Raw genomic sequence first — 23,342 nt, 5'->3', positions numbered from 1 at the left:
CATGGCAAAAGGACATGTCAGAGAAGGCTCCAACGTTGGTGCCGTTATTATTATTTTGGTCGCCCTGTTAGCTATTTTAGCGCTCTATCTCTACAGCAAACTTGAATGGGTAGAGAAAACGGTCACGATTCCGCCGAGCCTGAAAGTAACCAGTAACCGTTACTACACGGCGGAACAGTTGCTGAGTAAATCTGGTTTTCAGGTTAAAACTATCGGTGACACACTGGCCTTGGGTAAACTGCCGCAAAATGCGACCTTAGTGTTGTTTAACGTTGATTTACTGAAAGAGCCCTCTCAAAAACTCAAACTGATGAAATGGGTTCAGGCAGGCGGTCATCTTGTTCTATCACCGCGTTCTGATGAACACAGTATTGAGCTGCAAGAGCTATTTGATATCTATCTTGATGATGAGTGTGATGACGCCGATGACGAATGTCAGCAAGAGCTGTCGGAAACACAGGCTAAAAAAGATCGGCAAGATCAAGACGAGGTTGAACAAAATCGCGCCAATAGTGACAGGTCCAATATTGTCTTTGAAAAAGACAAAATGGTCGCCGCCATGCGCGAAACCAATCGTTTTTATGTTGATGGGCAAACAATAGAATCGGTGATGGCATCCGCTAAAAGCGACTGGGAAATCATAAGTCGTTTTCAGTTTGATAAAGGCTTCGTGACCGTTGTTCCCCTGCATTTATTCACTAACGCCAACATCAAGAAATATGACCACAGCAAATTGTGGATACATATGGCTACACTACCAAACAGGGACGATACCGTTTATCTGGTTCGTTATGTGACTTTTCCTAATCTAATGCGCTGGTTGGTTGAAAACGCCTTTTACTCATTGCTGGCGTTTGGGCTCTGCATTCTATTGGTACTTTGGCGTTATATTCCGCGTTTTGGTGCGCTTATTCCAACACCGCCGCCGATTCGCCCAAGTTTAACCGAGCACTTGAAAGCAGTTTCAGAGTTCCATTTACAAAATCGTGACTACATCAGACTGATTACACCGCTGAGGGAAGAGGTTCTGCGACTGCTGCAACCGCTGAGAATACACCATCCCGGTAGCCGCAGTGACGCCCATCTAATTGAACAAATTACCCATTATGATATGGATTTAATTACTCAGGCACTTGAGGCTGATATACAACAACTTAACCAATTTACTCAGTGCGCCCAAACCTTATGCCTACTGATCGATCGCTTAAACTCACTGCAAAGCAGTACGAGTAGGAGACTAAATTATGGAATTTAACTCAACGGATAACTTTTTTTCTACTACCTCTGCGGTAGCCTCTGTCCCCACTTCAGCACAGGAAGCCTCTGAAGTTATACAGCGTATCCAGAGTCAGATTAGTCAGGTTTTTATCGGCCAGAGCCATGTGGTTGAGCAGATTCTCTGTGCACTGCTGGCCGGTGGTCACGTGCTACTAGAAGGCGTTCCCGGACTGGGCAAAACGCTTCTCGCCAAAGCATTGGCGCAAGCCTGTGCTTGTCACTCATCCAGAATCCAGTTTACGCCTGACCTGATGCCTGCCGACGTTACCGGCCATATGTTTTATGACATGAAAGCTGCTGAGTTTGTGGTACGCCGTGGGCCGGTCTTTACTAACCTGATGCTGGCCGATGAAATTAACCGGGCACCGGCTAAAACACAGGCAGCTCTACTGGAAGTCATGCAGGAAGGGCAAGTCACTATTGAGGGGGAAACCGCTCAGCTAACGCCACCATTCCTGGTGATTGCCACCCAAAACCCGATAGAGCAAGACGGTACCTATGCGTTACCGGAAGCTCAGCTAGACCGATTCCTGCTGCATGTGATGTTCGACTATCCTACTGAAGCAGAAGAGCGTGAGCTGGTCTCTGCCAGTACCTTTGAGCGCGTTGGTGACCGATTAGAAGTTGATAAAATTGAGCCCGTAGCCAGCCCGGAAGTGATTATTGCCTTACAAAAAATTACTGCCAGCATTCAGGTGGATGACAGCGTGCTGGATTACGCCTTGCGTATTGTTAGAGCTACGCGTAACTGGCCGGGTATCAGCACCGGTGCCGGCCCTCGCGGTGGTATTGCGTTAATTCGTACCGCTCGAGCCAGTGCTATCTTAGCCGGACGCGATTTTGTCACGCCAGACGATGTTAAACAGCAAGCCATTCCTACCTTGCGTCATCGTATCGCTCTGTCTCCTGATGCGGAGATTGAAGGTCTGACAGAAGAACATATTCTGAACCGACTGCTGGAACAGATTGAGGCACCACGCAGATGATTCTGCCCGCTCGCAGATTGTTGATCGTCGCTGCCCTTTGGTTTACAGGGTCGATTGCTGCCGCCATCATACCGTCATGGTTATCCATCTGGTTAATTATCGGTGGGGTAGCCCTGTTGCTTCTCACCGTTGATGCAGCTCGACTATACCGCCAGCCGCTACCAGAAGTTCAGCGAGAAGTGGCCAGTAGCCTTCCTCAAACCGTATGGTGTGATGTAAAACTGAATATCACCACTTCGGTTGAACAAGGCCAAAAAATTCAGTTGAAAGACTCGCCGCCGGAAAAATGCGAATACCGCGATCAAACCATCAATGTGACGTTAATCGCCCACAAACTATCGCAGATTGTTTACCGTATAAAACCATTAATGCGTGGCGATCTGTCATTTGGTCAGGTTCATCTACGCCTCAGTTCCCCATGGCAGCTATGGCAGCGTCAGGAGTTGGTCGGTAAAGCACAAAAAATCAGTATTTTTCCTAACTTTGCCCCTATCACTCAAATGGCGTTGCAAACGACTATTACTCAGGCCGGGATGGGATTCCACAAATACCGCAAGCGTGGACAGGGTATGGAGTTTGAGCAACTGCGAGAATATCGTAGTGGTGATGCCATGCGTCAGATCGACTGGAAGGCCACGACCCGCATGAGGAAAATGATCTCACGGGAATATCAGGATGAACGTAACCAGCGAATTCTGATTATGCTGGACTGCGGCCGCCGTATGGGCGCTAGTGAAGGTGAGCTTACTCACTTCGACCATGCGCTGGATGCCGTGCTGCTATTATCCTACGTGGGTCTACGTTACGATGATTCCGTCGGTTTACTGGCCTTCGGCGGTTCGGATCGCTATTTACCGCCAGTTCGTTCAGTTAATGGTATTAACCGGGTATTACATGAAGTCTATGATCTACAACCTTCGCTGCACAGCAGTGACTTTGAAGTTGCAGCCCAATCGTTAATCGCCCGTGAACGTAAACGCTCTCTGGTGGTGCTATTTACTAATTTGCGGGATGAAGATGAACAAAGCCTTCAATCTGCCGTCAAGTTGTTGAGTAAACGTCATCTGGTTTTGGTGGCCAGCCTAAGGGAAGCTGAACTGGATAAAGCCTCATCTATTGCCATTACCAATCAGCAAGATGCCGCCCTTAGAGCAGCCAGCGCCAACTATCAGGCCAAGCGTCAGGCGGTTCTCACTCGTCTACGCAGTGCTGGCATATTATGTCTGGATGTTCAGCCTCAACAGTTAGCGGTAGAAAGCGTCAACCGTTATCTGGCGATTAAAGCGGCAGGTAAGCTTTAGGTTTTTTTGAGATGATTGGCATAAAGACAAAATCCCCGCTTTCGCGGGGATTTCGGGAATAAAGTCGGGATGATAATACCAGTTTCAACAATAACTATTCGGCTGGCTGTTCTACCACTAAACGACGGGGAGCGACTCGGCCATCATCGTCAATTTTTCCGACGCCGATAAACTCTCTTTCATCACCAACGGTGATGCGTACCAGACCACTGCTAGGTGCGCCGGCAACCTGTACCGCCTGCCCTTGTTTAACATACACGCCCATCACCGGCAGTAGGTTAACTTCAGGAAAATCAGCAACCGCACTATCCATCGGTAGTAAGAACGGATCCAACTCAGCCACCGGGGAACGTTCTTCCGCCAGTGCATCACTCTGAATCTGTTGAAGTTGTTCTAACGTTACCATTCTTTCTGTCGGGTAGTCTGCAACGTTCAAACGTCTTAAATAAATAACGTGAGCACCACAACCAAGCAATTCGCCGAGATCGTCAATGATGGTACGAATATACGTCCCTTTAGAGCAGTGAATTTCCAACTCCAGCTCATTGTCTTGCCAACGAATAAACTTCAATTCATAAACGGTAATCTTGCGCGACTCGCGCGGTACTTCGATACCCGCTCTGGCATATTCATACAGGGGTTTACCCTGATATTTTAATGCAGAATACATGGAAGGAACCTGATCGGTTTCACCACGAAACTGAGCTAACGCAGTATCTAAACTGGCCTGCGTAAAGTTGACCGGACGTTCAGCGATCACTTCACCATCAGAGTCCGAAGTATTGGTTCTCTGACCTAAGCGAGCAATCACCCGATAGCGCTTATCCGCATCCAATAAAAACTGGGAGAACTTGGTTGCTTCCCCAAGACAAATCGGCAGCATACCGGTAGCTAAAGGATCTAAAGCTCCGGTATGGCCCGCTTTGTTAGCATTATAAATGCGTTTTACTTTCTGCAGGACATCGTTGGAGCTCATGCCCGTCGGCTTATCCAGTAATAATACGCCGTGAATATCACGGCCGCGACGACGAGGACGACCCATTACGCGTTGTCCTCATCCTCACCTGCCGCAGCGCGACGTTCAGCATCATTTTTGACTACGCTGGTAACCAGGTTAGACATACGCATACCTTCTACCAGAGAGTTGTCATAAGCAAACGTTAACTCAGGAATCACCCGTAAACGCATCGCTTTGCCCAATAATGAGCGCACAAAACCCGCGGCATCTTGCAATGCTTTCAGACCAGCTTTAATCGACTCTTCATCGTTATCATTTAGAAAAGTAACGAATACTTTCGCATACGCTAAATCCCGTGAAACTTCTACGCCGGAAACCGTCGCCATACCAATACGCGGATCTTTGACCTCACGCTGTAAAATAATGGCGATCTCTTTTTGCATTTCCTGCGCAACGCGCTGAGTACGGCTAAATTCTCTTGCCATAATATATTCTCCAATAATGAGGGGGGCATAAAGGCCCCCCGCATAGATACTGCTTTAAGTGACAAGCCTTAAGCGATAGTACGCTTAACCTCGATAACTTCAAACACTTCGATCATGTCACCAACGCGTACGTCGTTATAGTTCTTAACGCCGATACCACATTCCATACCGTTACGCACTTCGCTGGCATCATCTTTAAAGCGACGCAGGGATTCCAGCTCGCCTTCATAGATAACCACGTTGTCGCGCAGTACACGAATTGGGCTGTGACGCTTAACGATACCTTCAGTCACCATACAACCAGCAATTGAACCAAACTTCGGTGAACGGAATACGTCACGTACTTCAGCCAGACCAATAATTTGCTGTTTGTATTCTGGTGCCAACATACCGCTCATGGCCTGTTTAACTTCGTCAATCAGGTCATAGATAACAGAGTAGTAACGTAGATCCAGGCTTTCAGCCTCAACCACTTTACGCGCAGATGCATCGGCACGTACGTTAAAGCCCAGTAGAATCGCGTTAGATGCCGCAGCCAGCGTGGCGTCAGTTTCAGTAATACCACCTACGCCAGAACCAACAATCTTCACTTTCACTTCATCAGTAGAAAGACGCAGTAATGATTCGGTAATCGCTTCGGTAGAACCCTGAACGTCTGCTTTCAGCACGATATTCAGTTCAGAAACATCACCTTCTTCCATGTTAGCAAACATGTTTTCCAGCTTAGATTTCTGCTGACGAGCCAGCTTCACTTCACGGAATTTACCCTGACGATAAAGCGCTACTTCACGTGCTTTCTTCTCATCACGCACCACAGTGGCTTCATCACCCGCAGCCGGTACGGCTGACAGACCCAGAATTTCTACCGGAATAGATGGACCCGCCTCGGTGATTTCCTGACCAACCTGGTCGCGCATCGCACGAACACGGCCGTACTCGAAACCACAAAGAACGATATCGCCTTTATGTAGCGTACCTTCCTGAACCAGAACCGTAGCCACAGGACCACGACCTTTATCCAGGAATGATTCGATAACAACGCCGCTTGCCATACCATCGCGCACCGCTTTCAGTTCCAGAACTTCAGCCTGTAGCAGGATAGCATTCAGCAAATCATCAATACCGGTACCCACTTTAGCGGAAACAGGGATAAACTGAGTATCACCGCCCCACTCTTCTGGCAGTACGTTGTATTGAGACAACTCATTCTTCACGCGATCCATATCCGCTTCCGGCTTATCGATCTTGTTCACCGCAACCACGATCGGTACCTTAGCGGCTTTAGCATGTTGAATAGCTTCAATAGTTTGTGGCATCACGCCATCGTCGGCCGCAACCACCAGAACCACGATATCCGTAGCCTGAGCACCACGAGCACGCATTGACGTAAACGCGGCGTGTCCTGGAGTATCCAGGAAAGTAATCATGCCGTTGTCTGTTTCAACGTGATAAGCACCAATGTGCTGAGTAATACCGCCCGCTTCGCCAGAGGCGACTTTGGTTGAACGGATATAGTCCAGCAGCGAGGTTTTACCGTGGTCAACGTGACCCATGATGGTCACAACCGGTGCACGTGGCTCCAGTGACGCATCGATATCACGATCGCTCATCAGCGCTTCTTCCAGCTCGTTCTCACGGCGTAGAATAACTTTGTGGCCCATTTCTTCAGCAACCAGCTGCGCAGTTTCCTGATCAATAACTTGGTTGATGGTTGCCATGGCACCCAGCCTCATCATGGTTTTAATAACCTGAGAGCCTTTTACTGCCATTTTGTTAGCCAGTTCAGCAACGGTAATGGTTTCACCGATGATAACGTCACGGTTAACTACCTGAGCAGGCTTATTAAAGCTATGCTGCAGTGTACTTGGCTTACGCTTACCTTTACCACCACGGGTAACGGCGCGAGCCTCTTCACGGTCGGCTTTAGACTCAGAAAGTTTATTCCCTTTCTTCGGCTTACCGGACTTACCACCGCGGGCGCGACGTTCACCTTCAACTTTACGGTCGTTCTCATCTTCCGCTTCACGCGCATGATGAGAGGTAGTAACGTGATAATCGGTCACATCTTCTACCGGTTCAGCCGCCCAACGGCCTTCATTTTCTTCTGCCATTTTACGTGCTTCTTCTACTATACGCTTAGCTTCTTCTTCAACCTTACGCTGCATTTCTTCTTCCGCTTTACGCTTCAGTTCTGCTGCTTCGGCTTCACGACGGGCTTTGTCCGTCTGAGCTGGTTTTTCAGTTTTAGCATTCGCGTTAGCAGCAGCTGGCTTAGTATTTGCAGCCGCTTTCGCTTTCTCTTCTGCCGCTTTTTTAGCAGCAGCTTCGCGCTTAGCTTTCTCTTCTGCATCACGCTTAGCCTGCTCTTCAGCAGCGCGTTTGGCTAGTTCTTCAGCCTCGCGTTTTGCCTGCTCTTCGGCTTCACGTGCTGCCTGGGCTTCAGCTTCTTGAGCTTCCTGTGAATCACGATTCACATAAGTACGCTTCTTACGCACTTCAATCTGCACAGATTTGCTTTTGCCACCGGTGCTTGGAATGCTCAGTGTGCTACGAGTCTTACGCTGTAGCGTAAGTTTACTTGGCGCACCACCATGTTCATGGTTTAAGTGGGCCAGTAATGTTTCTTTTTCCTGCTGGGTCACAGAGTCCGACGCAGACTTTTTAATGCCTGCATCAGCAAACTGCTGCAGCAGGCGGTCTACCGGAGTTTGAATCTCTTCGGCCAGCGATTTAATGGTTACTTCTGACATGCTGTTCCTTCCTGCTACAGTGATTACTCTTGATCGCCAAACCAACAGATATTGCGGGCAGCCATAATTAGCTCACCGGCCTTCTCACTCGTCAGGCCATCAATATCTGTTAAATCGTCAACACCTTGCTCAGCAAGGTCTTCTAACGTACAAACGCCTTTTGCAGCAAGTTTATACGCCATAGAACGATCAAGATTAGGCAGATTCAATAAATCCTCTGCCGGCTTGTTGTCGCCAAGGCTCTCTTCCTGCGCTAATGCCAGCGTAGTTAACGCATTCTTAGCACGGGTGCGTAACGCTTCAATAGTGTCTTCATCCAGACCGTCGATTTCCAACAGTTCTTTCACTGGCACATAAGCCAGCTCTTCTAAGGATGAGAAACCTTCTTGAACCAGTACCGTAGCGAAATCTTCATCGATGTCCAGATGTTTGGTAAAGGTATCAATAGCAGCGTACGTTTCTGCCTGATGTTTTGCTTGTAACTCTTCGGTAGTCATCACATTCAGTTCCCAGCCGGTAAGCTGAGCTGCTAAACGAACGTTCTGACCATTACGACCAATCGCCTGTGCCAGATTGCTGGCTTCAACGGCGATATCCATGGTATGTCTATCTTCATCTACGACGATAGAGGCCACGTCAGCGGGAGCCATCGCATTAATAACAAACTGCGCTGGGTTATCGTCCCACAGCACGATATCAATACGCTCACCGCCTAATTCACCGGAAACCGCCTGCACGCGCGCACCGCGCATACCAACACAGGCACCAACCGGGTCAATCCGCTTATCGTTAGTCTTCACGGCAATTTTTGCACGGGAACCTGGATCGCGAGCTGCTGCTTTAATTTCAATCACTTCTTCGCCAATTTCTGGTACTTCGATGCGGAATAATTCAATCAACATCTCAGGACGAGAACGGCTAACAAACAACTGTGCGCCACGCGCTTCAGGACGAACGATATAAAGCACGCCACGTACCCGGTCACCCGGACGGAAATTCTCACGCGGCAGCATATCTTCACGGCCAATAACCGCTTCTGCATTGTTACCCAGGTCGAGAATAATGCTGTCACGGTTAACTTTTTTAACCATACCAGTAACAATTTCGCCTTCATATTCACGGAATTGTTCCACAACCATGGCGCGTTCAGCTTCACGTACTTTCTGTACGATAACCTGTTTTGCAGTCTGCGTGGTGATACGGTCAAACGTTACAGATTCAATCTGATCTTCAACGTAATCGCCAACCTGAATCTCAGGTTCGTCCAGACGCGCTGCGTCCAGCGTAATTTCACGCGTTGGTTGGGTCACGGTATCAACAACCATCCAACGACGGAAAGTATCGAAATCCCCTGAACGGTGATCGATGCTTACGCGTACGTCAATTTCTTGCTCATACTTTTTCTTAGTTGCCGTTGCCAGAGCAGTTTCTAGCGCCTCGAAAATTTTCTCACGAGGAAGCGCCTTTTCATTAGAAACCGCTTCAACAACAGCCAGAATCTCTTTATTCATCTAGTTGTGCCTCATATGAGCTCTAAAAATGGGGAACCAGATTCGCTTTCTGAATATTACTCAGCGCGAATACTTCATCTTTACCTTCAACATCAAGGGTGATCATTTCACCCTCAACGGATTTAATCTTGCCTACCCATCTACGACGGTTTTGTATCCCCATACGCAACGTTAGGCTGGCATCTTCACCGATAAAACGCACATAGTGAGCCGCAGTGAAAAGCGGTCTTTCCATACCTGGGGAAGAAACCTCCAGGTTATAAGCCGTTGTAATCGGATCTTCAACATCCAGTACCGCGCTGACCTGATGACTCACATCGGCACAATCATCAACGTTGATACCTTTATCACTATCAATATAAATGCGTAGTGTTGATTGACGGGCCCGAATGAACTCAATGCCAACCAATTCAAAGCCTAATGCTTCAACTGGCGCACTGATCAATTCCGTCAACTTCTGTTCTAGTGTGGACAACCCCACCCCCAAGACGTAAAAAAAGGGCCTATAGCCCAGTGATTTTGCTGCCTAATAACAAAAAACCCCGATAAGTCGGGGCTTTTGCAACTGGACCCTATTTCTGTAATAAGCGATTGATCTACTTATCCAGTTTAGTATCTTTTCAAATAATCAATAGCAACAAGCGTCGCTACATTATTTGAAAATAAACTAGGGAAAATTGGTTGCGGGGGCCGGATTTGAACCGACGACCTTCGGGTTATGAGCCCGACGAGCTACCAGGCTGCTCCACCCCGCGCCCGAATGATGTGTATAATACGCCAACCACCTACAAAAGGCAAATGCAGAAAAGGAGGGGGATAAAGGCGAAATTCAATAGCTAAGCTATTCTATTTAAGCCCAAAGGCATTCATCAAGGACTGAAATCACAACGCACTCAGTTTAATGGTAACAATGCTCCCGCTAATAGCGAACTCCATTTCATTACTATCCTGAATGACACAAACTCAAAACAGCCACGTTAATCAGGTAATGCTTGTCAGTTAAGCTTAATGACAGCGAAAGTTTCGTCCACTATCAGTGCAGAGCATCAATTAACATTGGTGCACGTGGCCGAGCAGAGGGCGTTAGGCGAACGCCCTCTGCACTCCCACGCCTTCGCCCCCGAATCCAGGCCGCCTACGGCGGCTCCCCTCCGCCTTCGCTCGGGTTAACGCACCGGCGCTGATTCTCTCCTGGAGAAGCAGCGCCTCGCCCATCATCCCTGATGGGCGTGCTCCCTCTCTCAGTTGTCGGCTGAATTCCAGCGCTCAATATAAAGGTCAAAAGAAAGGTCAAAAAATAAAACTTACCGATCGCATTTTCTTAACTGACTGGCATTACCACGTTAATCAGGATGTAAAAAATCGCTATACAACGCCGCCAATATGCCCCCTTCCTGAAATTCATTTTTTATCCATTGGGTGACCTGACCGGTAGCGGAATGTTGCGTTGCCAACAACAGATGGGAGTCCTGTCGTGGATTTTGGATTTTCTTAACCACTAACGAGCCACTATCCAGATGTTCTTTGGCAATATAGTCCGGTAAAAAACCCACGCCTTCGCCAAGGATGTGGCACTGGCATTTAGTGTGAAAATCGGGCACCCGAAGCGCCTCCTGCCCGTGCAACAGCCAACCTACCTTTTTATTCATAGTCTGGGCGGTATCCTCTACCATAATGCTGGGATACAAACGTAACTGACTTTCAGAAATAGGCTCGGTCATCAAAGCTAGCGGATGACTGGACGAGATCACAAACTGCCAACGAATCACGCCAATTTCGCTATAGTCAATACCGCCCCCATCGAGCAACGTCCCTGGAGCGCCGATAGCAACATCAGCAATGTTGTTAATAATGGCATCCCACACGCCGTTATACACTTCAGTGGTTACCGTAATCTGGCAGGTAGGAAAATGCTTTTTTAACATCTGCAAGAGTTTTGCCGTGTGGTAGGGCGTATAGAGCAATTGGTTAATACAGATTCGCACCCGGGCTTCGATCCCTTGATCGATGGTATAAATGCTGCGCTTGATTGCGTAGAAGTTATTCAGCAGTTCTGTCGCCTTACGATAAAAATAGTAACCTGATTCCGTCAGCTCAATATTTCGCGTATTGCGAATAAACAGCATCACGCCCAGATAGGTTTCGATACGTTTAATGGTATGGCTAACCGCAGAGGTAGTAATACCAAGCTCCTCTGCCGCCTTACTAAAGTTGCCGAATTTTGCTGCGGTGGTATAGGTTAATAAATTCTCTTCGGTAAATATTGAGTTCATGCCGTTATTATTCCCTTGTTATACCCGCAATCGACCATGGCTATTTTAGCCGCTTATTCCACAACTGAAGAACAAAAATGCCCGCTTTGTTCCATTCACAAAGCGAGCATTACGTCTTTTCCTGCACCGTTTTATGACGATGATGTCAAAAAGATGCACTTGGTATGTTGTTAACTCACCGCTTTAGCTACGGCTCCACTCGCCATCTGGCCTTGATAAAATGCCGCCTGACGAGGAGAAATACGCGCCACAGCCTCAGCTGAACAAGAGGCATCCACCAGCACAAAACTGGCTTCATCCTGTGCTTTTGGCCATACCCGCTCCCCTTTATCATTCAGCGGTAGAATATTTCCGGTCGCAATAGCCAAAGACCGCGACAGGGCAAACTCATCCGGCCGAGTATAAAGCTGTGCGTAGAGGTTTGCTTTTTCCAGCATATCCCCCAGACCAAACGGCGACCAGTGGTCAATCACACTGTCAGTGCCGGTGATAACCAATACGCCCTCACGTTTTAGCATTTTTAACGGCATATGCAAGGTGCCGATTGGTACGGTTGAAGCGATAGTAATTTGCTGTTCAGCCAGCTTTTTAGCCGTCAACTCAGCTTCCTGTGGGTTTAACATGGCTAAAGCAAACGCGTGACTTATTGTGACCTTGCCTTTCAGCAACGGCGTTTTTTCAACTGTCCCGATGATATAGTTCACCGCCGCTACGCCGGACGGGCTGGTTTCATGCAAATGAATATCGACACCTTTGTCATAATCCAGCGCTATCTGGAACATGGTATCCAACGATTGTTCCATGGCACCGTCGACAGTGGTCGGGTCCAGACCGCCCACATAATGCGCTCCCGCCTGCATAGCTTCACGCATCAAGGGCTCAGATTTGGATAACAGTAAACCATGCTGGGGAAAGGCCACAATTTCACAGCTAAAATCCCCCTTCCTTTGTTCCAGCACTTCCTGCAGTGCCAGCAGATTTTTCAGCCCGGACACCGGATCAATATTGCAGTGACTACGAGCAATAACCGAACCTTTCGACTGTATTAAGTCAATCAGCTTGGTTGCTCGATCTTTAGTATAAGGTTGAAGTTCCGGCAGCAGCTTTTGTTCCAGAGCAATCATATCCATAATCGTTTTCCCTTCCCGGGAAGCTGGCGCACGCCATGGACCACCATAAAAAGTTTTATCCAGATGGATATGCATATCGCGCAAAGCAGGCAGCATTAGCATGCCACCGGCATCATAGGCTGGCAGTTGTGTCTGAGTGTGTTGGCGGTTCGGCAAGATCGCCACTATTTTGCCGTCCTGAATTTCCAGCGTGTTCAGCGACGTTTTGGTACCGATGACGGTTTCATTCTGATAAATGAAACCGTCTTCAAGGCGGATATTGTCCAGATAATAGTGCTTATCAATCAGTTTATTCACGTTGAGAATATCGTCCTTGTTCTCTTTTGATGGTCCGTTAGCATAGGCGATACCCGAAGTAGAACCCAGCAACGCACAGGCTGCCATCGCTTTACCCGTTTGGGTGAGAAACGCTCTACGGTCAGCATTTTTATTTGATTGCATTCGATTCTCCTAACCCTATGATTCGATGAGAGCCGCAGCCCACATTTTTGATGAAGCGTTTATCGGGATTAACCGGATAAATACGTTCACGTTCTCCCTCAGCCAGCATGGTTATCAGCCGATGGATAATTTCTCTCTATTTCTGATTTAGCGTATTTCTCAGCATCACATTTTTACTGTCGTCATTAAATGACGACAGTAAAAATGCTCAAATAGAACCATAGAAATCATTATTACTTTGAATCACTAAAGCGAATGCTCTTCTTTGATTATCGATTCATGAATGATATTAGCTGACGTCATTAAACTTTCTTGATAGTGGGTTAAATAAAGCCGCTCATCATTAATCAATATTATTTTCTGCTACCAGCGTCCGTAAAAGAAACTATGCGCCTGCCGCTATCAGCAACTCTGCAATTTCATGAAATTCTTTCTCACGCGCTAACTCCAGCGGAGTTTTTCCGTATTTATCCGTCATATGCGGGTTAGCGCCGTTATCCAGCAGCATTTTGACAATGTCCTGCTGCTTTTTGCCGCCGTCATTTAACACAATGGCTTCTAACAACGGTGTCCAACCTAAAAAATTGGTGTGGTTAACGTTAATATTGGTTTTTTCCAGCAACTCGCGAACAATGTCCACGTGCCCTTTTTCACTGGCGGGAGTAATACCTACGCCACCAAAACGAGTTAATACCGTTAAGTCAGGGTTAGCGGGTAATATGATACGCAACAATTGAAGGTCATTATTAAGGCAGCTTAATAAGAAAGGATTAAAGCAGGTTTGGTCCTGAATATTAATATCGGCCCCGGCATGAAGTAAAAAAGAGACGCATTCATACTGTTTATGCAAACTAGCGATAATAATAGCCGTTCTTCCCTGCCTATTTGTGACGTTAATGTCTAAACCTGTTTGTAAACAAGATTCTAGAACATTTAACTGCCCTTTTTCAGCCGCAAGTAAAAACTCCTGCACGAGATCGCCAGATGACATCATGTTTCCTCTACAATAAACGCACTGAATAATCTCGGATAATGGCGATGATTATAAAGATCGTTTTGTTTGCCATTTCATACGGAATGCAGCATATCAATAGTTTTCAGCAAAGAGAATGCGTTTAAAATCTGTTCATCAATGCAACGGATAATTATTGAATACTATTCAACAATAGTGGGATTACGTCTCTGATCGTCAATTTTAAGCTCACTTTTGTGGCAAGAAATTAACTCTTTTCTTAGAGTTCTCCCCATAAAAATAGTAGCCGGAAAAATATTTATTCCGTTTTGTGATAGCCATCAATAAATGATGAGATTAAAACTCACAGATTAGTAGACATTGCATAAATGTATAAAACGAGTTAATAATATATTCCCCTTGCAGTACCGCTTTCTTCAAAGAATAACCACTTACCACCTGATTTTAACCGCTTAACCATCCGATTAAACCGCTGACTGAAATTGAGATGTCATCCTCTTATTTGAGCCACGATAATGAGCCGCTGCCATTTTATCCCTCCCTTTCGGAGGGGAATAATATTGGTTCGGATCAGGCAGCCATTTACTTAAAACCATATATAACCGAATCAATCACTTAATTTTTACTGATAAGAATAAAAAGGATACCTCATGAACAAAGCGGGGATATTAAAACACATCCCATGGATATTGTTGGCGATTCTCGGCGCATCTTGCCTCGGCGTGGTAGCACTACGTCGTGGTGAGCACATCAGTGCCCTGTGGATTATCGTTGCTTCCATATCCGTCTATCTAGTGGCATATCGCTACTACAGCCTCTATATCGCCACTAAGGTGATGAAGCTGGACGCGACTCGTGCAACACCAGCCGTCGTTAATAATGATGGTTTAAACTATGTACCAACCAATAAGAACGTCTTGTTTGGTCACCACTTTGCCGCGATTGCCGGTGCCGGTCCTTTAGTTGGTCCAGTATTAGCAGCACAGGTTGGCTATCTGCCAGGTACTTTATGGCTGCTGGCGGGCGTAGTGTTGGCAGGGGCAGTACAAGACTTTATGGTACTGTTTATCTCCACACGCCGTAACGGTGGCTCTTTAGGTGAGATCATCAAAAAGGAAATGGGTCCGGTTCCGGGTACCATTGCGCTGTTTGGCTGCTTTATGATTATGATCATTATCCTGGCTGTTCTGGCTCTGATCGTAGTTAAAGCACTAGCCGAAAGCCCGTGGGGCGTATTTACCGTTTGTTCTACTGTACCGATCGCGCTGTTTATGGGTATCTACATGCGCTATCTACGTCCTGGCCGCGTAGGTGAAGTTTCGGTTATTGGTATTATCTTATTAGTGGCATCCATCTGGTTCGGCGGCGTTATCGCCCATGACCCATACTGGGGCCCAGCACTGACCTTTAAAGACACCACCATTACTTATACTCTGATCGGCTATGCCTTTATCTCTGCCTTACTACCAGTATGGTTGATTCTGGCTCCGCGCGATTATCTGGCGACCTTCCTGAAAATCGGCGTTATCGTCGGATTAGCTATTGGTATCGTTATTCTTAACCCAGATTTAAAAATGCCTGCGGTTACTCAGTTTATTGACGGTACTGGCCCGGTTTGGAAAGGTTCTCTGTTCCCATTCCTGTTTATTACCATTGCCTGTGGTGCGGTTTCTGGCTTCCACGCCTTAATCGCTTCCGGTACAACACCAAAACTGCTGGCTTGCGAAACCGATTCTCGCTTTATCGGTTACGGTGCAATGTTAATGGAATCTTTCGTGGCGATTATGGCACTGGTTGCGGCTTCTATTATCGAGCCAGGCCTGTACTTTGCCATGAACACCCCGCCAGCAGCGTTAGGCATCACCATGCCAGACCTGCATAGACTGGGCACTGAAGATGCACCAATGATCATGGCTTCACTGCGCGACGTAACCACCCATGCGGCGGCAACCGTTAGCTCTTGGGGCTTTGTTATCACGCCGGAGCAGATCCTACAAACCGCCAAAGACATTGGTGAGCCGTCAGTTCTGAACCGCGCAGGTGGTGCACCAACGCTGGCCGTTGGTATTGCTCACGTGTTCCACCAGATCATTCCAGCTGCGGATATGGGTTTCTGGTACCACTTTGGTATTCTGTTTGAAGCCCTGTTCATCCTGACCGCATTGGATGCAGGTACCCGTTCTGGCCGCTTTATGCTGCAAGACTTGCTGGGTAACTTCGTTCCATTCCTGAAGAAAACTGACTCACTGGTTGCCGGTATTGTTGGTACCGCTGGCTGCGTTGGTCTGTGGGGCTACCTGCTGTATCAAGGCGTAGTGGATCCTCTGGGCGGCGTGAAGAGCCTGTGGCCTCTGTTCGGTATCTCTAACCAGATGCTGGCAGCGGTTGCGTTAGTGTTGAGTACTGTGGTTCTGATTAAGATGAAGCGCACTAAGTACATTTGGGTTACCGTGGTTCCAGCCGTTTGGTTGTTGATCTGTACCACTTATGCACTTGGCCTGAAACTGTTCAGCAACAATCCTCAGCTGGAAGGCTTCTTCTATCTGGCTAACGATTATAAGCAAAAAATCGCTGAAGGCGGCGCTGAGCTGACTGCACAACAGATTGCTAATATGAACCATATTGTCGTTAACAACTACACTAACGCTGGTTTAAGCATCATGTTCCTGTTAGTCGTTTACAGCATCATTTTCTACGGTATTAAAACTGCGATGGCTGCGCGTAAAAACCCAGAGCGTACCGATCAGGAAACCCCTTATGTTCCGGTTCCTGAAGGTGGCGTCCAGGTTTCATCGCACCATTAATGATGATTTAATGAATACACTGCATAATGTGAATTAAGCCGTATTCAACATCATGACAATCTGATATACAGGGGCGCGGCATATGCTGCGCCCGTTATCAATCAGATTCCCTCTAAATTATGCAGCGTATTTTCCTGGAGAAAAAAGATGTTCGGAAATCTCGGGCAAGCGGGTAAGTATCTTGGGCAAGCGGCCCGTATGTTGGTCGGTGTGCCCGACTATGATACTTATGTGCAGCATATGAAAGACAACCATCCGGATAAACCGATGATGACCTATAAAGAGTTTTTCCGTGAACGCCAACAGGCTCGCTACGGCGGAGACGGCAAAGGCGGTATGCGCTGCTGCTGATCAACCGCAGTTAATCAATTAAGGACACAACAATGAAACCCATTGCAGTCACCATCCTGACAGGCTTTTTGGGTGCAGGTAAAACCACGCTCTTACGCCATATCCTGAATGAAAATCACGGTTACAAGATTGCCGTTATCGAAAACGAATTCGGTGAAGTTCCAATAGATAACACCATCATTGGCGACCGCGCCAGCCGCATTACCACCCTCAGTAATGGTTGCATTTGTTGCAGTAAATCGAACGAACTGGAAGATGCGCTGCTGGACCTGTTAGACGGTGTGGATAAAGGACAGCTGGAATTCGATCGATTGATCATTGAGTGTACCGGCATGGCCGATCCTGGCCCTATCACCCAGACCTTTTTCTCCCATGAGCTTATCTGCCAGCGTTTTCTGTTAGATGGTATTCTCACCTTAGTAGATGCAGTACATGCCGACCAGCAGCTGAATAAGTTTACCATTTCGCAGGCGCAAATCGGTTATGCCGACCGCATCCTGCTCACCAAAACCGATATTGCATCGGATAATGAAGCGCTAATTCAACGTTTACAACTGATGAACGCCCGTGCACCGATTCATACCGTCACCCATGGCGATATCGACCTCAGCATTCTGTTCGATATTGAAGGGTTTGTACTGAACGATAAACTCAGCGTTACCCCATCAGCGCCGGTATTTCGTCGCATTCCACAGCCGCAGAATAATATTCAGTCGATTGTGATTTATCATGACAAGCCGCTGGAGCTAAAGCAGATTTCGCAGGTAATGGAAAACCTACTGTTAACCTTCGCCGACAACCTGCTGCGCTATAAAGGAATTCTGTCGATCAAAGATGATTCCCGTCGTCTGCTGTTTCAGGGTGTACAACGCCTGTATAACGCCGACTGGGACACAGAATGGCAACAGGACGAAGAACGCAAAAGTACCATGGTGTTTATTGGTATTGATTTGCCTGAGGAAGAAATTCGGGCTAAGTTTGCGGAGTTATAGGGTTAAGTGTCCCCTATTGGCGGTAGTACCGTTCAGCTAAGCATTTCACTCTGCATGTAAGAACGAATAAATCCTGTCATCCCGGTGAAAACCGGGATCTCGGTTTTATCTGTTCAATCAACATATTGTCTAAAGACCCGTATCCCAACATGATTTAGACGGCTTGAATTAGGTTACTTTTGCGAGCATGATCGCAATAACCTCAAGCTGTTAGACAGGATGTTTAGATGATCTCTGGCAAGGCACTACAAACTGCCATTTCCAACCTGACCATTTGGCGTAAAGGCGATCAACGTGCACCGCATAAGCCGCTATTGTTACTGTATGTGCTTTCTGAGTATCAAAAAGGCCACGAACGCCTATTTAACTATGGTGAGGAAATCCACCCACAATTACTGGAACTGCTAAACAGTTTCGGTCCCCAAAGGCGGGGTCACTATCCAGCTATGCCATTCTGGCGATTACGTAGTGATGGATTTTGGGATTTGCAGAATACTGAGTTGTGTACGCCACAGAAAGGCAACAAAGAGCCGCCAAAGCGAGAACTGATTGAATATGGGGTCATGGGAGGCTTCGATCAGGAAGCCTATCAGCTGATACATAGCAAGCCATCACTTATCAATAAACTAGCAGAGCAAATTCTGAGTGAACATTTTCCTGAAAGTATTCAGGAATTGATTGCTAACCGCTTGGATTTCTTGCTTCATGACATACGTAAAACCCGCGATCCTCATTTCCGCCAAAGTATACTTCGAGCCTATAACTATCAATGTGCAATATGCGGCTACAACCTACGGCATGACAGTACTCCCGTTGGGCTGGAAGCGGCACATATTAAATGGAAGCAATACGGTGGCCCATGCTCGGTAAATAATGGACTGGCGCTGTGTTCACTGCATCATTCCGCATTTGATATGGGAGTTATCGGTATCGATGATGGAATGAAACTGCTGATTTCAGAAGGCGTAAACGGCAGCCAAATCGTTGAACGACTGTTTTGGGATTTTGCCGGGCAATCAATATTGTTGCCTAAGAATGCCGAATATTATCCACATGATAAGTTTGTGGAATGGCATCGGGGACAGGTGTTTAAGAGTTAGTGTCTATTTTGGTTCGAACGTCTATCTCTCATTTTATAGAATGAATATCAAAACAAGAATTATCACTCAAATTTAAGACAAAAAAATAGACGCTCTAAGCGTCTATTTCTTCAATATTGGTACCGAGGACGGGACTTGAACCCGTAAGCCCAATCGGGCACTACCACCTCAAGGTAGCGTGTCTACCAATTCCACCACCTCGGCACTGCTTGGCAAGCCTATCGCCTGCCAGAACTCTTGCTATCCCTTATCGTGGGATATCGCTGCTTGGTGTGTTCTGAGGCACAGGTTTAACCTGCTCAGTTTTCACCGGGGTGCTGAGGTCATCCCACTCACCGACTTTTTTGTCCTGATGAGTGCTGAGGTTACCCAGCGCTAAGCTAATAATGAAAAATAGCGTAGCTAAAATCGCTGTCGTGCGGGTCATGAAGTTACCTGAGCCGCCAGAACCGAATAAAGTTGCAGATGCACCGGCACCGAAAGAGGCACCCATATCAGCACCTTTGCCTTGCTGCAGCATGATCAGACCAACCAGTCCGATAGCTACCAGCAGGAAAATAATAAGAAGCGCTTCGTACATATTCTTGCCTGTAATCCTTGCGGGATAATCCCGTGCTAAAGCTTTTGCCAGTTACCAGAGATAAAGTGAATAATCCCTCTATCCCGACTGGAGCGGGTGTGAATACTAACGAAAGCCACAAAGAGGTGCAAGCGCATTTTAGCAACCGACGCGCATTTGCGGAAAAAATCAGCAGTTTACCGTCTGACTGTGGCTAGTTGAGCGCTATTATAAAAGAATCCGCACTCATTTATCTATGGCTGAATGATAATTCTTGCAGCCAAACATAAGGAATATATATAAAAACAATAAGTTAATCCAAAACCAACCCTAATAAAAGTAACAAAAAAGGTTTAGTAATAGTCTATCTCTCTGTTTTGAGTAAATTTGTTCTCTTCAGTACCCCATTCCGCCTGTAACCAGTTATGCTTTTGGTCATAATAGGAATAGACCTTCTCTCCACGTTTTTTCTGGGCTGAATGTGCAATGGCTTCAGCAGTAATGCGCTCCAGCGTATTTTTTTCGTTATAATCGAAATATAACGTGGAAACAAAATGATTACGGCCGGTCCAAAAATCTCTACGGGCGACAAAACCTCTGGCATTATAATAATATTTCTTAACCGTATATTGGACGCCAATTCCGTTATTAACTTGTTGCTTCTCAACAATTTCGGTTAACTGTTCGTCATCATTATAAATATATTCCCGCATCCATTCACTATTCATCAATTCACTGCGAATAATACGGCCATTCTGATCGTGTTGATAACGAACAATCATTTTTCCAACGTCGGATTCTTTGCCCTTGATTAACCATTTAATACTTTTAATCCATTGACCACTTTCATCTTGATAAATTTTGGTAACGGATTCACCGCGGCGGTTTTTTTCTCTGCGATCCAGCCGAGTAATGTGACCTAGCGGGTTATATTCAATCAGGCTCGAGCTCATCCACTCACCATTTTGACGGGTGATTTCCTCTAACTTTTTCATACGATAAGTGGGGGGAAATATAGAATGACCGGCATTTTCGGTTAATACCAAATTAAGAGAAAAAATAGCATTCTCAGCTTTAGTTAAGCTGCGTTCTGGAGTTAACCCATAGGAGGTAGAAATAGGAAGAATAACTAATACAAAAAACAACTTAAAGAAATGAGTAATAAAAAACCTCATTAGCGCCATTGATCCTACTCCCTTTCATTATTATTTAATTCCGTTTTAAATAATAATACCACCATGAAATAGTCACGTAAAATAGTTATCTGTAAATATGATTAATATAAATAGCCCTATTTTAAAAGTGTGAATAATTCTGTTTCTGAACCATTAAAAGCGTTGAGGTCGACAAAGGTTTCGATCCCATCTAAACGCCCTCGGTTAGCATATTGCCAAAATAGCCACTTGCGGTTGTTATCATTCAATGAAGGGTGGCGATAGATATCCCTGATCCAGATAGGTAACTCTTTAAATTCATTAACTAAAAAGTCATCAAAAAACTCTCTGGTAGCATAAAGAATGGGCTTTTTGCCATAAGCGCTTTCCAGTTGCTTAACCATCTCCTCTATTTCAGCCCGAATCCGTTCTTTACTGGTAGTAAGCTGACAATTGCCACCATATTCCAGATCGAGAACCGGAGGCAATGTACCTGATTTTTTAGGTACCGTTTCAATAAAGTTTTGCGCCTGCTCAGCACCAGTTTTACAAAAAACAAAAAAGTGATAGGCCCCAACAATAAATCCCTGTTCACGCGCCGCATGCCAGTTGGTCATGAAGCTTTTATCCTTAAAGTCCCCTCCTTCCGTGGCCTTGATAAAAACAAAGCGAACCTTTTTCTTATCTAATCGGTTCCAGTCAATGTTCTTTTGATGATGAGAGACATCAATGCCCTGAATAGGGTATTGCGTCAGCGAAGGATAATTAAATCGGATAAAGCCGTTATAGAGAGAATAGACCAGAAGAAATACAATGATAATTAAGGAAAAAATAATACGCAGTAGAAAATTGATTCGCATACCTAAAAATTCCTTTTTTATTATTTTAATTTATCAATTAAAACAGGGGGAAATATCCCCCCCTATTTTATAACGATCTGGCAAACAAAAAATTAACCGGCAGCTTTCACTGCATCGGCAATACGGTTAGCCAGTTCCAGTACTTCCTTATCATCATCGCCTTCTACCATCACGCGAATCAATGGCTCAGTCCCTGATTTACGTAGTAATACTCGGCCACGACCAACCAGCTCTTTTTCAACTTCGGCTAATACCTGCTTAACATTATCAGCAGCCAGGGGATCGTGCTGACCGGCAAAACGAACGTTTACCAGCACCTGTGGTAGCAATTTCATGCCGCTACACAAATCGTGTAACGTCATATGGTTGCGAGCCATAGCGGCTAAAACCTGTAGCGCAGCGACAATACCGTCACCGGTGGTGGTTTTATCTAATAAGATAACGTGCCCTGAATTCTCCGCGCCGATCATCCAGCCCAGTTCATTCATTTTTTCCAGCACATAGCGGTCGCCTACTTTTGCTCTGGCAAATGGAATTCCTAACTGCTTAAGCGCCAGTTCCAGACCCATATTACTCATCAGCGTGCCAACAGCACCACCTTTCAATTGTCCCTGACGTAGTGCTTCACGGGCAATGATGTACATAATCTGGTCGCCATCGACTTTATTACCCTGATGGTCAACCATAATGACCCTGTCGCCATCGCCGTCCAAAGCAATACCAATATGCGCCTGTTCAGCCAATACGCGCTGTTGCAGCATAGTAACGTCGGTAGCACCGCATTTTTCATTAATATTCATACCATCAGGATCACAGCCGATGGTAATCACATTAGCGCCTAATTCACGCAATACGCTCGGTGCAATGTGGTAGGTGGCACCATTGGCACAATCCACCACAATTTTTAGCTCGCTCAGGCTAAGCTCACTGGGGAAACCGCCCTTACAGAACTCGATATAGCGACCAGCGGCATCATTAATCCGACTGGCTTTACCCAGTTCAGCAGATTCAACGCAGGTTAACGGCTTTTCCATTTCTGCTTCAATCGCTTCTTCTACTTCGTCAGGCAGCTTAGTGCCATCAATGGAAAAGAATTTTATGCCGTTATCATCATAAGGGTTATGGGAGGCAGAGATAACAATTCCAGCTTCGGCACGGAAAGTACGCGTCAGATAAGCAACCGCCGGCGTGGGCATCGGTCCGGTAAAAGAAGCGGATAAACCGGCAGCGGCCAAACCGGCCTCCAATGCGGATTCCAACATATAGCCGGAAATGCGGGTATCTTTACCAATAATGATTTTACGCGAACCATGGCGCGCTAATACTTTACCTGCAGCCCAACCTAACTTAAGTACAAACTCAGGTGTGATAGGATGTTCACCCACTTTGCCCCGAATACCATCTGTACCAAAATACTTACGATTACCGCTCATGTC

20 protein-coding genes and 2 tRNA genes are annotated in these 23,342 nt (G+C 46.4%); 8 read left to right on the top strand and 14 right to left on the bottom strand.

What is annotated here, in order from left to right; translation table 11 throughout:
- Nucleotide 1: 1 nt before the first annotated feature.
- The 3 genes from EL341_RS02050 to EL341_RS02040 are packed head-to-tail and all read left to right on the top strand — an operon-like array spanning nt 2 to nt 3,565.
- Nucleotides 2-1,255: a DUF4350 domain-containing protein gene (locus EL341_RS02050; protein WP_074820488.1), complete on the top strand. Its 1,254-nt coding sequence runs from the start codon at nt 2-4 to the stop codon at nt 1,253-1,255.
- Nucleotides 1,245-2,264 carry an AAA family ATPase gene (locus EL341_RS02045; protein ID WP_074820490.1) on the top strand — a complete coding sequence of 340 codons (1,020 nt, stop codon included), beginning with the start codon at nt 1,245-1,247 and terminating at the stop codon, nt 2,262-2,264. The genes EL341_RS02050 and EL341_RS02045 overlap by 11 nt, the downstream gene beginning before the upstream one ends.
- A complete protein-coding gene (locus tag EL341_RS02040; RefSeq protein WP_083399621.1) occupies nt 2,261-3,565 on the top strand; it encodes a DUF58 domain-containing protein in 1,305 nt (434 codons plus the stop codon). Before EL341_RS02045 ends, EL341_RS02040 begins: the two co-directional genes overlap by 4 nt.
- Nucleotides 3,566-3,659: 94 nt before the next feature.
- On the opposite strand, the gene truB is transcribed toward EL341_RS02040, so the two are convergent.
- The 9 genes from truB to EL341_RS01995 form a co-directional block, all read right to left on the bottom strand.
- The gene (gene truB, locus EL341_RS02035) at nt 3,660-4,607 is read right to left on the bottom strand and encodes a tRNA pseudouridine(55) synthase TruB (protein WP_047779830.1); all 948 of its coding nucleotides are present in this window, start codon (nt 4,605-4,607) and stop codon (nt 3,660-3,662) included.
- Nucleotides 4,607-5,008 carry a 30S ribosome-binding factor RbfA gene (gene rbfA, locus EL341_RS02030; protein ID WP_047779829.1) on the bottom strand — a complete coding sequence of 134 codons (402 nt, stop codon included), beginning with the start codon at nt 5,006-5,008 and terminating at the stop codon, nt 4,607-4,609. Before rbfA ends, truB begins: the two co-directional genes overlap by 1 nt.
- Before the next feature lie 68 nt (nt 5,009-5,076).
- On the bottom strand, nt 5,077-7,758 hold the full coding sequence (gene infB / locus EL341_RS02025) for a translation initiation factor IF-2 (RefSeq protein ID WP_074820492.1): 2,682 nt from the start codon (nt 7,756-7,758) through the stop codon (nt 5,077-5,079).
- Nucleotides 7,759-7,781: 23 nt separating this feature from the next.
- Nucleotides 7,782-9,269: a transcription termination factor NusA gene (gene nusA / locus EL341_RS02020; protein WP_047779827.1), complete on the bottom strand. Its 1,488-nt coding sequence runs from the start codon at nt 9,267-9,269 to the stop codon at nt 7,782-7,784.
- A 22-nt stretch (nt 9,270-9,291) separates the two neighbouring features.
- Entirely contained in the window at nt 9,292-9,744 is a 453-nt protein-coding gene (gene rimP, locus EL341_RS02015; protein WP_047779826.1) for a ribosome maturation factor RimP, read from the bottom strand.
- Between the two features lie 203 nt (nt 9,745-9,947).
- A tRNA-Met gene (locus EL341_RS02010) sits at nt 9,948-10,024 on the bottom strand.
- Between the two features lie 588 nt (nt 10,025-10,612).
- Complete coding sequence (locus EL341_RS02005) at nt 10,613-11,542, bottom strand: LysR substrate-binding domain-containing protein (protein ID WP_074820496.1); 930 nt, start codon at nt 11,540-11,542, stop codon at nt 10,613-10,615.
- Between the two features lie 170 nt (nt 11,543-11,712).
- Nucleotides 11,713-13,113, bottom strand: coding sequence for an amidohydrolase family protein (locus EL341_RS02000; protein WP_074820498.1), 1,401 nt, complete (start codon nt 13,111-13,113; stop codon nt 11,713-11,715).
- A gap of 385 nt (nt 13,114-13,498) precedes the next feature.
- Complete coding sequence (locus tag EL341_RS01995; protein ID WP_047779823.1) at nt 13,499-14,104, bottom strand: ankyrin repeat domain-containing protein; 606 nt, start codon at nt 14,102-14,104, stop codon at nt 13,499-13,501.
- 632 nt (nt 14,105-14,736) lie between these two features.
- Between EL341_RS01995 and EL341_RS01990 the strand changes: the two genes are divergently transcribed.
- From EL341_RS01990 to EL341_RS01975, 4 genes are all read left to right on the top strand, one after another.
- The gene (locus EL341_RS01990) at nt 14,737-16,890 is read left to right on the top strand and encodes a carbon starvation CstA family protein (RefSeq protein ID WP_047779822.1); all 2,154 of its coding nucleotides are present in this window, start codon (nt 14,737-14,739) and stop codon (nt 16,888-16,890) included.
- A gap of 147 nt (nt 16,891-17,037) precedes the next feature.
- Nucleotides 17,038-17,241: a YbdD/YjiX family protein gene (locus EL341_RS01985; protein ID WP_047779821.1), complete on the top strand. Its 204-nt coding sequence runs from the start codon at nt 17,038-17,040 to the stop codon at nt 17,239-17,241.
- A 32-nt stretch (nt 17,242-17,273) separates the two neighbouring features.
- Complete coding sequence (gene yjiA / locus EL341_RS01980; protein WP_074820500.1) at nt 17,274-18,233, top strand: GTPase; 960 nt, start codon at nt 17,274-17,276, stop codon at nt 18,231-18,233.
- A 227-nt stretch (nt 18,234-18,460) separates the two neighbouring features.
- Nucleotides 18,461-19,333 carry a phosphorothioated DNA-binding restriction endonuclease gene (locus EL341_RS01975; protein WP_074820501.1) on the top strand — a complete coding sequence of 291 codons (873 nt, stop codon included), beginning with the start codon at nt 18,461-18,463 and terminating at the stop codon, nt 19,331-19,333.
- 117 nt (nt 19,334-19,450) lie between these two features.
- On the opposite strand, the gene EL341_RS01970 is transcribed toward EL341_RS01975, so the two are convergent.
- Nucleotides 19,451-19,537, bottom strand: a tRNA-Leu gene (locus EL341_RS01970).
- Between the two features lie 43 nt (nt 19,538-19,580).
- Nucleotides 19,581-19,913: a preprotein translocase subunit SecG gene (gene secG, locus EL341_RS01965; RefSeq protein WP_047779818.1), complete on the bottom strand. Its 333-nt coding sequence runs from the start codon at nt 19,911-19,913 to the stop codon at nt 19,581-19,583.
- Between the two features lie 32 nt (nt 19,914-19,945).
- On the opposite strand from secG, the gene EL341_RS17535 reads away from it, so the two are divergent.
- Nucleotides 19,946-20,110 (top strand): hypothetical protein, encoded by a 165-nt coding sequence (locus EL341_RS17535; protein ID WP_158487408.1) that lies wholly within the window; start codon nt 19,946-19,948, stop codon nt 20,108-20,110.
- Nucleotides 20,111-20,245: 135 nt separating this feature from the next.
- Here the strand turns inward: EL341_RS17535 and EL341_RS01960 are convergent, their stop codons facing one another.
- From EL341_RS01960 to glmM, 3 genes are all read right to left on the bottom strand, one after another.
- Nucleotides 20,246-21,076, bottom strand: a complete 831-nt coding sequence (locus EL341_RS01960; protein WP_074820502.1) for a hypothetical protein — start codon at nt 21,074-21,076, stop codon at nt 20,246-20,248.
- A 107-nt stretch (nt 21,077-21,183) separates the two neighbouring features.
- A complete protein-coding gene (locus tag EL341_RS01955; RefSeq protein WP_047779816.1) occupies nt 21,184-21,906 on the bottom strand; it encodes a glycoside hydrolase family 25 protein in 723 nt (240 codons plus the stop codon).
- Between the two features lie 92 nt (nt 21,907-21,998).
- Entirely contained in the window at nt 21,999-23,339 is a 1,341-nt protein-coding gene (glmM, locus tag EL341_RS01950) for a phosphoglucosamine mutase (protein ID WP_047779815.1), read from the bottom strand.
- Nucleotides 23,340-23,342: the final 3 nt, after the last annotated feature.

Origin of the sequence: Pragia fontium (assembly GCF_900638655.1) — a bacterium.
Lineage (GTDB): Bacteria > Pseudomonadota > Gammaproteobacteria > Enterobacterales > Enterobacteriaceae > Pragia > Pragia fontium.
The sequence above is the reverse complement of the archived record's forward strand: the minus strand, read 5'-3'. Positions and strand labels throughout refer to the sequence as shown.

Coding starts and splice junctions, on each gene's coding strand:
- EL341_RS01995 (WP_047779823.1), bottom strand. CDS start 14,104: ATGTCATCTGGCGATCTCGTGCAGGAGTTTTTACTTGCGGCTGAAAAA.
- EL341_RS01990 (WP_047779822.1), top strand. CDS start 14,737: ATGAACAAAGCGGGGATATTAAAACACATCCCATGGATATTGTTGGCG.
- nusA (WP_047779827.1), bottom strand. CDS start 9,269: ATGAATAAAGAGATTCTGGCTGTTGTTGAAGCGGTTTCTAATGAAAAG.
- EL341_RS01985 (WP_047779821.1), top strand. CDS start 17,038: ATGTTCGGAAATCTCGGGCAAGCGGGTAAGTATCTTGGGCAAGCGGCC.
- EL341_RS01960 (WP_074820502.1), bottom strand. CDS start 21,076: ATGGCGCTAATGAGGTTTTTTATTACTCATTTCTTTAAGTTGTTTTTT.
- EL341_RS02040 (WP_083399621.1), top strand. CDS start 2,261: ATGATTCTGCCCGCTCGCAGATTGTTGATCGTCGCTGCCCTTTGGTTT.
- yjiA (WP_074820500.1), top strand. CDS start 17,274: ATGAAACCCATTGCAGTCACCATCCTGACAGGCTTTTTGGGTGCAGGT.
- glmM (WP_047779815.1), bottom strand. CDS start 23,339: ATGAGCGGTAATCGTAAGTATTTTGGTACAGATGGTATTCGGGGCAAA.
- rbfA (WP_047779829.1), bottom strand. CDS start 5,008: ATGGCAAGAGAATTTAGCCGTACTCAGCGCGTTGCGCAGGAAATGCAA.
- EL341_RS02000 (WP_074820498.1), bottom strand. CDS start 13,113: ATGCAATCAAATAAAAATGCTGACCGTAGAGCGTTTCTCACCCAAACG.
- EL341_RS02005 (WP_074820496.1), bottom strand. CDS start 11,542: ATGAACTCAATATTTACCGAAGAGAATTTATTAACCTATACCACCGCA.
- EL341_RS01955 (WP_047779816.1), bottom strand. CDS start 21,906: ATGCGAATCAATTTTCTACTGCGTATTATTTTTTCCTTAATTATCATT.
- infB (WP_074820492.1), bottom strand. CDS start 7,758: ATGTCAGAAGTAACCATTAAATCGCTGGCCGAAGAGATTCAAACTCCG.
- EL341_RS02050 (WP_074820488.1), top strand. CDS start 2: ATGGCAAAAGGACATGTCAGAGAAGGCTCCAACGTTGGTGCCGTTATT.
- EL341_RS01975 (WP_074820501.1), top strand. CDS start 18,461: ATGATCTCTGGCAAGGCACTACAAACTGCCATTTCCAACCTGACCATT.
- EL341_RS02045 (WP_074820490.1), top strand. CDS start 1,245: ATGGAATTTAACTCAACGGATAACTTTTTTTCTACTACCTCTGCGGTA.
- secG (WP_047779818.1), bottom strand. CDS start 19,913: ATGTACGAAGCGCTTCTTATTATTTTCCTGCTGGTAGCTATCGGACTG.
- truB (WP_047779830.1), bottom strand. CDS start 4,607: ATGGGTCGTCCTCGTCGTCGCGGCCGTGATATTCACGGCGTATTATTA.